Source organism: Halorarius halobius, assembly GCF_024298865.1.
Lineage (GTDB): Archaea > Halobacteriota > Halobacteria > Halobacteriales > Haloarculaceae > Halorarius > Halorarius halobius.
The window spans coordinates 2,266,683-2,279,177 of the sequence record NZ_CP101161.1; the positions used below are offsets into that span (position 1 = coordinate 2,266,683).

Here is a 12,495-nt window from a genome sequence, read left to right on the forward strand (position 1 = left end):
CCGGTCGCGCTTCCCTTCCGGTAATGGACTGGACGGAGAAGTACCGGCCAACGACGCTCTCCGAGGTGCGGGGCAACGACAAGGCCCGCGACCAACTGAAGGAGTGGGCCGAGACGTGGGACGACCACCGCGAGGCCGTCGTCGTCTACGGGTCGCCCGGCGTCGGGAAGACCTCGGCGGCCCACGCGCTCGCCAACGACATGGGGTGGCCGGTCATCGAACTCAACGCCTCGGACTCCCGGACTGCCGACGTCATCGAACGGGTCGCGGGCGAGGCCGCCAAGTCGGGGACGCTCACGCAGGCCGTCGAAGGGGAGCCGGGCCGCCGTCTCGTCATCATGGACGAGGCCGACAATATCCACGGCACCTACGACCGCGGCGGCGCCCGCGCGGTCACCTCCCTCGTCAAGGAGGCCAGCCAGCCGATGGTGCTCATCGCCAACGACTACTACGAGATGTCGCGTGGCCTCCGGAACGCCTGTCGGGAAATCGAGTTCCGCGACGTCTCGGCGCGCTCCATCGTCCCCGTCCTCCGTGACCTCTGCCGGAAGGAGGGAATCGCGTTCGACGAGGACGCTCTGCAGGCCATCGCCGACGGGAACGACGGCGACCTGCGGGGCGCGGTGAAGGACCTGCAGGCGGTCGCGAACGGCAAGGACCGCGTCGACGTCGAGGACGTGACTACGGGCGACCGCGACCGCACCAAGGGCGTGTTCGACTTCCTCGACGCCGTCCTCAAGGAGGAGGACCCCCAGGACGCGCTCCAGTTGACGTACGACGTCGACGAGACGCCCGACGACCTCCTGCTGTGGATAGAGGACAAGGCGCCGAAGGTGTACGAGGGCGACGAACTCGCCCGCGCGTACCGCCACATCTCGAAGGCCGACCGCTGGCTCGGCCGGGTGCGCGCGACCCAGAACTACTCCTACTGGCGGTACGCGACCGACAACATCGCGGCCGGCGTCGCGGCCGCCCGCGACACGAAACGCGGCGGCTGGACCCGCTACGGCGGTGCACCCTACCGGTCGACGAAGGACTCCACCCGGGACTACGTCGCCCGACAGATAGCCGAGACGGCTGGCTGTTCGACCGCCACCGCCCGGCGGGAAATCGTCCCCTATCTCGCGGTGATGACCCACCACTGCAAGAACCGCGAGCTGACGGTCAGGATGACCGCGCGCTACGACCTCGATGCCGACCACGTCGCGTTCGTCACCGGGTCGGGGAAGTCGACGAACAAGGTGCAGTCCATCGTCGAAGATGCCGAAGAACTCCGGGAGCAGGCGGCCGTCGACAACGCGGGCGACGCGTTCCTCGAACGGGTCGAGGAGGAGGCCGCCGAGAGCGACGACGGGGAGGGCGACCCGGCCGCGGACGGCGACGAGGAGAGCGGCCCCCAGCAGGCGACGCTCGGTGGTGGCGGCTCGGCCGACGGCGACGACGCGGAGCAGTCGAAGGAGGAGGCCGCCGCGGAGGACGACAGTCAGTCCGGGCTGTCGGACTTCATGTAGTCACCGGCGGTTCGTCTGCCCCAGCCCCGGGATGGAGACGACCCGCTCGAACGCGCTCATCAGCGCCGACGCCGTCAGCACCATCCCGAGGTAGACGAGCGCCGCCAGCACCAGCAACTCGAAGTAGCGGAAGTTGTTGCTGGCGATGGCCTGCGTCCGGTAGTACAGTTCGGGGACGGTGATGAACGCCGCCAGCGAACTGTACTTGATGAGGTAGACGAGTTCGTTCGACCAGCCGGGAATCGCGTACCGCAACCCCTGCGGGAGCACGACGTACCGGATGGTGTCGAGTTGTGAGAGGCCGATGGCCCGGCCCGCCGTGAGTTGGCCCTCCTGTACCGACAGCAGCGCCGAGCGGATGTACTCCGCCTGGTAGGCGGCGCTGTTGATGGTGAACCCGATGAGCGCGACGATGACGGCCTGTCCGGGGATGAACCCGCCGCCGACGAACGGCAACCCGCGGATGGTCGCCGACAGCGACAGCCCGAAGTAGAGGACGAAAAGCTGTGCGAGAAGCGGCGTCCCGCGGAGGAGTTCGGTGTACGCGAGCGCGACGCCCGAGACGACGCGGCCGCCGTACACCCGCGCCACCGACAGCGGCACCGCGATGACCAGTCCCAGCAGGATGGAGACGACGGTCAACACGACGGTCAACCACGCGCCGCTGGCGGCGGCGGGCATCGACGACGCGGCGACGGCCAGAAACGAGCAGAAGCCGCCGACGGGGGTGCCCGCGTACTGGCCGGCCAGCGCCTCGAACGCCCCGACGGGCGCGAACGGCGCGCTCGGGGACATCCCGAGCAGGTCCGCGACGTACCACTCGTAGAGCCACCGCACGACGAAGTAGCCCCAGAACAGGACGGCGGCGACGTACGTGAGCATCTGTCCGCCCGTGAGGTCGGCCGCCGTGTCCGGTTCGAGGACGCTCGCGGTGCGTTCGCTCATCGGTTCCCGCCGTGGACCTCCGTCAGCCGACTGAGGAACTCGGCCGTACGGTCGTTCTCGGGCGATTCGAACAGCTGTTCGGGCGGGCCGCGCTCGACGACGCGGCCGCGGTCGAGGAACGACAGCGTCGTCGCCGTCGAGCGGGCGAAGCCCATCTCGTGGGTGACGACGAGCATCGTCATCCCCTCGCTGGCGAGGTCACGCATCACCTCGACCACCTCCCCGATGAGTTCGGGGTCGAGCGCGCTCGTCGGCTCGTCGAACAGCATCAACTCGGGGTCCATCGCCAGCGCACGGGCGATGCCGACGCGCTGTTTCTGCCCGCCCGATAGCTCCGCCGGGTAGGAGTCGGCCTGGTCGGCAAGTCCCACCCGGTCGAGGTGGTCCATCGCGTCCGCCGCGGCGGCCTCCTTGTCCATTCCGCGGACGCGCCGGAGGCCGAGCGTCACGTTCTCCAGCGCCGTGAGGTGGGCGAACAGGTTGAAGTCCTGGAACACCATCCCGACCTGCCGCCGCAGGTCGTTGACGTTGCGGTCGTAGATGGAGTCGCCGTCCAGCAGGATGTCGCCGCTGTCGATGTCGGTCAGCCGGTTCACACACCGGAGCATCGTCGACTTCCCCGACCCGGAGGGACCGATGACCACCTCGACGTCCTGTCGGTCCATCTCGAAGGAGATGCCCCGAAGCACCTCCTCGTCGCCGTACGACTGGTGGACCTCCTCGAACTCAAGCAGGCTCACCGGCTCCCACCTCCGGGCACCGAGAAGACGCTCCCGGCGTAGTCGAGCGACCGGTTCGTCAGCATCGTCAACACGAAGTAGACGGCGCTGACCGCGAGGAATATCTCGAGAACTGCGGTGTTGCCCGCCTCCGTGAGATACAGGTTCGTCCCCCGCGTCAGCAGTTCGCCGAGGCCGATGGCGTACGCGACGGAGGTGTCCTTGAGGACGATGGTGAACTCGTTTTGGAACCCCGGAATCGACCGCCTGAGCGCCTGCGGCACGATGACGTGCTGGATGGACTCCCGCTTCGAGAGCCCCACCGAGCGGGCGGCCTCCATCTGGCCTTCGCTCACCGACTGGAGCGTGCCGCGGAATATCTGCGATTGGTAGGCCGCACTTCGCAGTCCCAGCCCCAGCGTCGCCGCGGCGAACGCCGTGAGATTCAGCGGGAACACGAAGAACATGAACGCGAGGATGACGACGATTGGCGTCCCCCGGAACACGACACCGACCCGCTGGACGAGCCGACGGGTCCACCCGTCGCCGTACACCTCGACGATACCCGCCGGGAGGCCGACGATGAAGCCGAGCAGGATGCTCGCCACCGTCAGCCCGATGGTGACGAGCACGCCGCCGAGCAGATACCCCTGATTGGCGAGGATGAACTCCCAGGGGCCCGCCTGCAACGGGAGCATCAGCCGCTGAACCACTCGTTGCGCAGTTCCTCGTAGGTGCCGTTGTCACGGACCGCCTGGAGGCCGGCGTTGACCGCCTCCGTCCGGTCGTCGTCGTCCGTGCGGAAGCCGAAGCCGTACTGCTCGCCCGTCTCGTAGACGAACGCCACCGTCACCGGACGCTGGTCCGCGAACGTCGCCCCGACGGGCTCGTCGACGACGACGGCGTCGATGTTGCCGTTCTGGAGGTCCTCGACGGCCAGCACGTAGTTGTCGTAGGAGTTGTAGTTCGACTCCTCCAGTTTCCCCTCCTCGATGAGCTGGCTCTGGATGACCGTCTCGCCCGTGGTGCCGGACTGGGCGCCGACGGGGTGGCCCGACAGGTCGTCGAGGCTCGACGGCGAGAACTCGCCGTCCTCGCGGACGATGACCGACTGGTTCGCCGAGTAGTACGGGTCCGAGAAGTCGATGGTCTCGTCCCGCTCGTCGGTGATGGTCATCGCCGCCGCTATCATGTCTATCTTGTCCGACGTGAGCGCCTGGATGAGCGAGTCGAACTCGAACGTCTGCCACTCCCCGAGTTCGTAGTCGGTCTCCGCGACCACGGCCTCGACGAGGTCGATGTCGAAGCCGACGAGTTCGCCGCCGTCGCGGAACTCGAACGGCTGGAACCCGGGTGCGGTGCCGGGCGTGATGGTACCCGACCCGCCGCCGGTGATGCTGGTACAGCCTGCGAGTGCTACGGTCGTCCCCGCGCCGAGCGCGGAGAGGTACGCGCGACGGTCCATCGAGTAGTTGCGTGCCATACTGTGGCAATCGGCAGAACCGTGTTTTAACGTTTCGACGCGGAAACGCCGGAAGGTACAGCGAAATCGAACACGCCCAGCGACGACTGGTCGATTCGGTCAGTCCGCCTGCGCGTCGACGACGGCGACGCTCGCCAGGTTGACGATGTCCTTCACCTCGTCACCGCGTTGCAGAACGTGGACCGGCTTGTCCATGCCGACGAGCATCGGGCCGATGGCCTCCGCGCCGCCGAGCCGCTGGAGCAGTTTGTACGCGATGTTGCCGGCCTCCAGATTCGGGAAGACGAGCACGTTCGCGGGCTCGTCCAACTCGGAGAACGAGTAGTCGTCGGTGAGCATCTCCTCGACGACGGCCGTGTCGGCCTGCATCTCCCCGTCGACGGGGAAATCCACTTCGTCGTCGGCCCGGAGCGTTCGGGCGGCGTCGCGCGGCTTCCGGGTGCCCTCGTTCTGGACCGAGCCGAAGTCCGAGTACGACAGCAGGGCCGCCCGCGGTTCGACGTTGAACCGGCGAGCGAGCTTCGCGGTCTGTTTGGTCACCTCCGCGAGCACGTCCTCGTCGGGCGACTGGTTGACGGTGGCGTCGGCGACGAACACGACGCGGTTCTTGAACGTCAGCATGTAGACCCCCGCGGCGTAGTCGACGTCGTCGGCGGTGCCGATGACCTGTAGGGGCGGCTTCAGCGCCGCCGGGTAGTGGTGCATCAGCCCCGTCAGCATCGCGTCGGCGTCGCCCATCTCGACCATCACGCTCCCGAGGTAGTTGCCGTCCTCGATGAGCTCCTCGGCCTCGCGGCGGGTGATGCCCTTCCGCTGGCGGAGTTCGTACAGCCGCTCGGCGTACGGGTCGAGATTCCCCTCCTCCGGGTCGACCACCTCGGGGTCGAACTCGAGGCCGAGTTCGTCGGCAGTCCGGCGAATCTCGTCGCGGTCGCCGATGAGGACGGGCTCGGCGATGGCCTGCTCGGTCAGCTGGTAGGCCGCGCGTATCATCTTCTCGTCGTCGCCCTCCCCGAGCGCGACTCGCTTGGGCTCGCTCTTCGCCTTGTTGAGGACGACGCGCATCATCTCGCGGCCCTTCCCGAGGCGCGCCTCCAGGCGCTCGACGTACTCGTCCACGTCGATGTCCTTGCGGGCACAGCCGCTGTCGACGGCCGCTTGCGCGACGGCCGGCGCCACCTCGAACAGCACGCGCGGGTCCAGCGGCTTCGGGATGACGTAGTCGGGGCCGTACTGGAGCGGCTGGTCGCCGTACGCCTTCACGACGGCGTCGGGCACGTCCTGGCGCGCGAGTTCGGCGAGCGCCTCCGCGGCGGCGCGTTTCATCTCCTCGTTTATCTCGGTCGCTCGCACGTCTAGTGCGCCCCGGAAGATGAACGGGAACCCGAGGACGTTGTTGACTTGGTTCGGGTAGTCCGAGCGACCCGTCGCCATGATGACCGTGTCGTCTCGGGCCTGTTTCGCCTCCTCGTAGCCGATTTCGGGGTCCGGGTTCGCCATCGCGAAGATGATTGGGTCGGCGGCCATCGACCGGACCATCTCCTGGCTGACGATACCACCGACGGAGAGCCCGACGAACACGTCCGCACCCGCCATCGCCTCGGAGAGGTCGTCCGCCGCGGTGTCGTTGGCGAACTCCCGTTTGTACTCGTTGATGTCATCGCGGTCCGGCGTGATGGGGCCCGAGGAGTCACACATCACGATGTTCTCCTTGCTGGCCCCCAGCGAGACGTAGAAGCGGGCGGTGGCGAGCGCCGACGCCCCGGCCCCCGAAAACACGATGTCGAGTTCGGAGATGTCCTTGCCGGCGATGTCGCAGGCGTTGATGAGCGCCGCGCCCGAGATGATGGCCGTCCCGTGCTGGTCGTCGTGGAAGACGGGGATGTCCATCTCCTCGCGCAGGCGCTCCTCGATGACGAAACACTCCGGCGCCTTGATGTCCTCGAGGTTGATGCCGCCGAAGGTGGGCTCCATCGCCTTCACGCTCGTTATGACGTCCTCGGCGTCGTCCTGGTCGAGTTCGACGTCGAACACGTCGATGTCGGCGAACCGCTTGAACAGCACGCCTTTTCCCTCCATCACCGGCTTGGAGGCCTGCGCGCCGATGTCGCCCAACCCGAGGACGGCGGTGCCGTTCGAGACGACGCCGACCATGTTCCCCTTCGCGGTGTAGCGGTAGGCGTCGTCGGCGTTCTCGGCTATCTTCTCACAGGGCGCGGCGACGCCGGGCGAGTACGCCAGCGAGAGGTCCCGCTGGGTGTTCGTCGGCTTCGTCGTCGATATCTCCACTTTCCCCGGCGGGTCACGCTCGTGATACTCCAGAGAGTCCTCGTCGAGTCCCATGCCGGATGACCCGCTCCGGCGACCAAAAAGCTATCCGAACGACGGGGTATCGCCGTATCACGCCGGGGCCGAACGACCGCGCGAAACTGTGCCAACAGTTAACATGAAAGGGCACGCGCCCCGGGTATGGCAGGGGAAACAACTGAGGGGGGCACGGCGGGGGCCGCAAGCGGCGTCCGGTCGCTGTTGTTCGGCGACGAGGACCCGCGGCTCCGCGCGACGTGGCGGCTACTGCTCGCGGTGCCGCTCGTCCTCTCGACGCAGTTCGTCGCCCGCGCGGTCACGGGCGCGCTCGGCGTCCCGGGGATGGTGCCGACGGGGCTCGCACAGGCCGGCTGGTTCGGTCTCCTGTTCGTCCTCTGGGCGCGGTACGTGGACCGGCGGGCAATCCGGAACTACGGGCTCACCCTCTCGACGGGGTGGCTCCGCGACGCCGTCGTCGCCTTCTCGGCCGTCGTCGTCGGCTACGTGGTCTGGTACGGCGGCGCGGCGGCGCTGGGGGTCGCCAGTCTCGCCGTCGCCGCGGACGCGTCGCTCGCCGTCGCACTTGCGGGGGCGTTCGTGGCGCTCGCGGTCAACGTCTGGGTGCAGGACACCGTCTACTTCGGTCTCGTCCTCCGGAACGCCGCCGAGGGCGCCGGCAGTCGCGGGCTGACGGCGCGTCGTGCCGTCCTCGCGGGGTGGGTCGTCGCCGCCGCGTTCTTCGTGGTCATCCACGGGGAGCCGGCTGGGCGCGTGGGCACGCTCGGGGTCGCCGGCGCCGTATTCGGCTTGCTGTACGTGCTCACCGGCGACCTCTCCGTTCCCATCGGCTTCCACCTCGGCCTGAACTTCGTCGGCGGCTGGCTGTTTCTGCCCGCGGACGCCGGCGGTCCTACCGCCGTCTCGGTGTCCGGCGCCGCGCCCGTGGTCGGCTCGGCGGCACGCGCGGGCCAGCCACAGATGGTGGTGGCGCTGGCGCTCGTCGTCGGGTGGCTGTGGTGGACGCGCGATGACGTCGGGGTCGCCACGGACATCGCCCGCTGGCGCGGCCGGTAGCCGGGCCGGTCACCTCGCCCGAAAAGAAGGGGTCAAGTTCCCCCCGGCCCGAGCGCCGGTATGGAGTACCGATTCCGGAATCTCGCGGCCGCGACGGCCGTCCTCACCGGGTTCCTCATGCTGCTCGGGGTGTTCACCGCCGCCGAGGGCGCGGGACTCACCTGCGCACAGCGCTGGCCGCTGTGTGACGGCCCGCTCGGGGGGTTGCTCCCCGCGAACTATCTGAGCGGCGTCGAGTGGTTCCACCGCGTCGTCGCCGCCGTCACCGGGCTGGTCATCCTCGGACAGACCGTGCAGGCGTGGCGCACCGGCCAATCGGCGGGCGTTCGCTACGCATCGACGCTCGCGCTGGTCGTCCTCCCGGTGCAGGTCGTGCTCGGGATGTTCACCGTGACTACCTACGAGTGGCTCGTGCTGGTGGCGCATTTCGCGACGGCGACGCTCATCTTCGCGGCGGTCGTGTACGCCGCCGCCCGCGCGTACGCCGGGTCGATGGAGCGCACCGCGGTCCGGGCCCGGACCGCCACGCTCGTCGGCGCGGGACTGGCGCCGCTCGCGGCCGTCGTCTCGCCGCGACTCGTGTTCGAGTTCGGCTCCGCCGTCCAGGTGGCGTACTACGCGCTACTGTTGACGCTGTTTGCGGCGCTTCTGTCCGCGACGGTGTGGCTCCGCGCCGAGCGGACTCGCGCGGTGACGGGCCTGGCCACGCTCGTCGTCGCCGGCCTGCTCGTGCTCGGCCGACAGAACTACGGCCGGACGGTCGCGCTCGGAACCGTCGTCGCGCTCGGACTCGTGCTGGTCTGTTCGCTCGTCGCCTCCCGGTGGGCGAAAGCCGAAATCGCCGTGAAGCGGTCGACCGGCATCTTCGCCGACTCGGACGACTGAGCGGGTCCGACCGAAAGGAGTTGCCACGGGTCGGTGACGCGCCCCCGAGTTTTTATCCTCGCGCCCCGCGTTCGTTGAGGCATGACCGAACTACTCACCGACGAGGAGATAGACGCACAGCTACCCCACGACTGGGAGCGCGACGGCGACGAGATAGTTCGTACCTTCGAGTTCGACTCGTATCTCGAAGGGGTCGGCTTCGCCGCCGGCGCGGGCGGACTCGCCGAGGAGGCGTTCCACCACCCGACGATGACCGTCGAGTGGCGCGAGGTGGAGGTCCGGCTGACGACCCACGACGCGGGCGGCATCACCGGGAAGGACATCTCGCTTGCGGGCCGGCTCAACGAACTGGCCGACTGACGTGGCCGCCTACGTGTTTCGGGTGCGGTTCCGGGTCGATTCGTCGGACCCGGACGTGTCGCTCGAGCCAGCGACGTTCGAGACGGTACTCAGAAAGCGGGCCGCACCGCCCGGCGACGAGGGGTGGCTGTTCTTCCGCGACAACCTGTGGCGCGGCGAGGTGAACGACGAGCGACATCTCCGGGAGACGGCATCGGAGACGCTGGGCGTCGAGGTGGCGTCGGTGTCGTTCAGCGAACTGACGTGTGACGCGGAGTATCTCGCGGCGTTGAACGCCGAAATCGAGGCGAACCTCGGGCTGTTCAACGCGGGGAACGCCGAGGAAGTCGTGCGGAACTACCTGGGGTCGAGCGTCCGAATCGACGGCTAGTCCTGTGCGGCGACGGCCAGCGCGTCGGCGTCCTCGTACTTCTCGCGGAACTCCGCGATGAGTTGACCCATCTGTGCGTACCAGTCGTTGAGCATCCGTTGCATCTCGTCGGCCACCTGGTCGGGGTCCGCAGGGGTGAACACGTGGTAGTAGCCGCCCTGGTCGTAGTTCACCTGCTCCTTCCGGACGAACCCGGTGTCCTTGAGCCGCCGGACCGAGCGGTAGGCGGTCGAGCGTTCGCGGTCGACTGCCTCCGCGATCTCGTCGACCGTCAGCGGTTCCTCGGCGTCGACGAGGACGGCGAACACCTCCCGGTCGAGCGCCTTCAGGCCGTGGAAACACTCCAGCAGGCCCTCGCAGGCCATGTCCTCCCGGAGCATCTCGCCGATGGAATCGCCCATCTCACCGGGCTGTACGCGCCGGCGCGGAATAACGCTTGTGTCGTGCCGGCCCAAGACCGGCCGCTCGGCGTCGCGGGCGTCGGACGGTCGCTCCGGATGGTCGTGTCGGTCGGGCACGGTCCTCAGTCGGAGGTCAACGCGTCCTGGCTGGCCGCGCAGTTGTTCGGACCGAGCTCCAGTTCGAACGCCCGTTCGTCGTCCACGGACCGCTTTCCGAGGTTCGTCTCGATGATGTCCTCGTAGTTCGCCGGGCGGGGTGGCATATCCGCGAGCACCAGTTCGACGAACGCGTCCTCCTCCATCGTGAGCGCGTCCATCCGGTCGACGAGCGCGTGTAGCGGCGCGGTGTAGGTGCCGTCGTCGGCCGGGTCGGCGGCGTCGCTTACGTGCGCGCCCGCGACGAGCACGTCGTCCTCGAGGGGGAGCACCTTCTCGTGGAGCGAGTCGTGGAGCCGTCGGGCCGCGTCGGCCGCGCCCTCGTCGCCCTCCTCGAGGTCCGGGCGGGCGACGCTCTCGACGAACAGCCCGTCGCCGGTCGCCAGCAGGCTCCCGCCGACGAGATACGAGGTCATCCCCGAGGTGTGGCCGGGCGTGTGAACCACCTCGACGGTGGCGTCGCCGACAGCGAACGTCTCGCCGTCCCCCGCGGTGACCAGATCGTCGGCGTAGGTGACGCCGCGCTGTTCGGTCGCGGCCGGGATGACACCCGTCGTCGCCTCGTCGTCGAGCGTGCGGACGCCCGAGACGTGGTCGGCGTGGATGTGGGTGTCGAGCGCGTACACGAGGTCGGCCCCCTCCTCGGCCGCGTCCGCGCGGTAGCGGTCCGCGAACTCGCGCAGGGGGTCGATGACCGCCGCCTCGTCGCCGTCGACGACCATGTAGCTGAGACAGCCGCTGGACGGTCGCTGGTACTGATAGACGGTGCCGGGCCCGTCGTAGCGCGTCACCTCGTGGCGCTCGTAGATGCGCGCCCAGCCGTTCATCCCCTCCGCGAGGTGGACCACGTCGTACCCTTCCTCGGCGAGCGTGCCGGCGACGTACTCGCTGGCGCCGCCCTTCGCACAGAGGACGACCAGCGGGTCGCCCTCGGGCACGCGCTCGAGCGCGTCGTCGTCGACGCCGTCGAGGAACTCGAAGTACGGAACGTTGGCTATCTCGACGCCCTCGCCGTCGATGTGCCACTCCTGGAAGTCGCCCTCCATCCGGGCGTCGAGTATCGTCACCTCGTCGCCCGCGTCGATACGGGCCTTCAGGTCCTCGGGGGCGAGCGATTCGACCGGTTCGTCCGGAGTCGGAAACGCGTCTGCATCCATGCGTCACTCCCTGCTTGGTGACTAGGGAAGTTAAGAATTGCGCAATTCTCACAATATCATCTCGTCAGCCGTGGCTGGGGAGAGCGCGGTGCGTACGGAAAATCGAGTATCGCGTCAGTCGGCGCTGACGGAGCGGCTCTCCGGGGCTTCCGCACGGAGCTCCCGGACGGCGCTGACCGTGACTGCGGCGCTGACCAGTAGCGCCGCCCCGAGGATGATGGCAAGGCTGACGGTGTCGAGCACCGGCACGTCGAGTGCGCCGCCGACCTTGCGAACCGCCACGGCGAGCGCACCGAGCAGTAGCATGACGCCGAAGTACACCTTGATGTCGTCCTCGTCGACGAGGCTCGTCGCGCCCGCGCCGAGACGCGCGCCGAGCGCGCTCCCCGCGAGCAGGGGGGCGACGATAGTCAGGTCGACCGCGCCGTCGAGCGCGTACAGGAAGCTCCCGATGCCGCCCGAGAACACGATTTCGAACAGGTCGGTGCCGACGGCCACGGGAACCGGCACCCCGATGAGGTAGAACAGCGCGGGCATGCGGATGAATCCGCCACCCACGCCGAGCAGTCCCGACAGCAGACCCGTGGCGAACCCCACTGCGAGAATCATCCACAGCGAGACGGTGAAGCCGCCACGGACGCTGATCATCGGGGGGAGGTGGACGGACTGTATCCTCTTGGCGATGTCGGGGATGTCGTCCGGGTCCACGTCGGCGTCCTCCTCGACGTCGTGGCTGATACCCCCGTCACCGCCCTTCAGTGCTGTGTAGGTGACGAACAGTCCGATGGCACCCAGCAGGAACACGTAGGCGACGCTGACGACGGTGTCGGCGTACCCCATCCGCTGGAGCCAGTGGAGCCCTTGCTTGCCGACCTCGATGCCGGCCGTGGTGCCGGCTATCATCAGCACTCCCAACTTGTAGTCGACCTGGCCCAGGTCGCGGTGTTTCAGCGTGGCGATGACGCTGGTTCCGAACACGAACGCCAGCCCGGATGCGACCGCCACGTCCGGCTTGTACCCCATGACCAGGAGCGCGGGCGTCACCAGGAACGACCCGCCCATCCCGAAGAACCCGAACAGGATGCCGATGAGCAGTCCGAACCCGGTGAACGTCGCGAGCAACATCG

13 protein-coding genes are annotated in these 12,495 nt (G+C 68.4%); 5 read left to right on the top strand and 8 right to left on the bottom strand.

Annotated elements, in window-relative coordinates:
* The first annotated feature begins 23 nt into the window (after positions 1–23).
* Positions 24–1,511, top strand: coding sequence for a replication factor C large subunit (locus NL112_RS12000; RefSeq protein ID WP_255149076.1), 1,488 nt, complete (start codon positions 24–26; stop codon positions 1,509–1,511).
* Here the strand turns inward: NL112_RS12000 and NL112_RS12005 are convergent, their stop codons facing one another.
* The 5 genes from NL112_RS12005 to NL112_RS12025 form a co-directional block, all read right to left on the bottom strand.
* The gene (locus NL112_RS12005; protein ID WP_434084186.1) at positions 1,512–2,456 is read right to left on the bottom strand and encodes an amino acid ABC transporter permease; all 945 of its coding nucleotides are present in this window, start codon (positions 2,454–2,456) and stop codon (positions 1,512–1,514) included. It abuts the gene before it with no gap.
* A complete protein-coding gene (locus tag NL112_RS12010) occupies positions 2,453–3,196 on the bottom strand; it encodes an amino acid ABC transporter ATP-binding protein (RefSeq protein WP_286672164.1) in 744 nt (247 codons plus the stop codon). The genes NL112_RS12005 and NL112_RS12010 overlap by 4 nt, the downstream gene beginning before the upstream one ends.
* Positions 3,193–3,873, bottom strand: a complete 681-nt coding sequence (locus tag NL112_RS12015; RefSeq protein WP_255152604.1) for an amino acid ABC transporter permease — start codon at positions 3,871–3,873, stop codon at positions 3,193–3,195. Before NL112_RS12015 ends, NL112_RS12010 begins: the two co-directional genes overlap by 4 nt.
* Complete coding sequence (locus tag NL112_RS12020; protein WP_255149077.1) at positions 3,873–4,658, bottom strand: basic amino acid ABC transporter substrate-binding protein; 786 nt, start codon at positions 4,656–4,658, stop codon at positions 3,873–3,875. The genes NL112_RS12015 and NL112_RS12020 overlap by 1 nt, the downstream gene beginning before the upstream one ends.
* Before the next feature lie 99 nt (positions 4,659–4,757).
* Positions 4,758–7,001 (bottom strand): NADP-dependent malic enzyme, encoded by a 2,244-nt coding sequence (locus NL112_RS12025; RefSeq protein ID WP_255149078.1) that lies wholly within the window; start codon positions 6,999–7,001, stop codon positions 4,758–4,760.
* A 126-nt stretch (positions 7,002–7,127) separates the two neighbouring features.
* On the opposite strand from NL112_RS12025, the gene NL112_RS12030 reads away from it, so the two are divergent.
* From NL112_RS12030 to lwrS, 4 genes are all read left to right on the top strand, one after another.
* Positions 7,128–8,039, top strand: a complete 912-nt coding sequence (locus tag NL112_RS12030; RefSeq protein ID WP_255149079.1) for a CPBP family intramembrane glutamic endopeptidase — start codon at positions 7,128–7,130, stop codon at positions 8,037–8,039.
* Positions 8,040–8,099: 60 nt separating this feature from the next.
* A complete protein-coding gene (locus NL112_RS12035) occupies positions 8,100–8,924 on the top strand; it encodes a COX15/CtaA family protein (RefSeq protein WP_255149080.1) in 825 nt (274 codons plus the stop codon).
* An 81-nt stretch (positions 8,925–9,005) separates the two neighbouring features.
* Entirely contained in the window at positions 9,006–9,284 is a 279-nt protein-coding gene (locus NL112_RS12040) for a 4a-hydroxytetrahydrobiopterin dehydratase (protein ID WP_255149081.1), read from the top strand.
* Positions 9,253–9,654, top strand: a complete 402-nt coding sequence (gene lwrS / locus NL112_RS12045) for an LWR-salt protein (RefSeq protein WP_255149082.1) — start codon at positions 9,253–9,255, stop codon at positions 9,652–9,654. Before NL112_RS12040 ends, lwrS begins: the two co-directional genes overlap by 32 nt.
* On the opposite strand, the gene NL112_RS12050 is transcribed toward lwrS, so the two are convergent.
* The 3 genes from NL112_RS12050 to NL112_RS12060 form a co-directional block, all read right to left on the bottom strand.
* Positions 9,651–10,055: a helix-turn-helix domain-containing protein gene (locus NL112_RS12050; protein WP_255149083.1), complete on the bottom strand. Its 405-nt coding sequence runs from the start codon at positions 10,053–10,055 to the stop codon at positions 9,651–9,653. The two genes, lwrS and NL112_RS12050, sit on opposite strands and share 4 nt — an antisense overlap.
* A 122-nt stretch (positions 10,056–10,177) precedes the next feature.
* A complete protein-coding gene (locus NL112_RS12055) occupies positions 10,178–11,368 on the bottom strand; it encodes an MBL fold metallo-hydrolase (RefSeq protein ID WP_255149084.1) in 1,191 nt (396 codons plus the stop codon).
* 114 nt (positions 11,369–11,482) lie between these two features.
* Positions 11,483–12,493 (bottom strand): sulfite exporter TauE/SafE family protein, encoded by a 1,011-nt coding sequence (locus NL112_RS12060; protein ID WP_434084199.1) that lies wholly within the window; start codon positions 12,491–12,493, stop codon positions 11,483–11,485.
* Between the last annotated feature and the right edge of the window lie 2 nt (positions 12,494–12,495).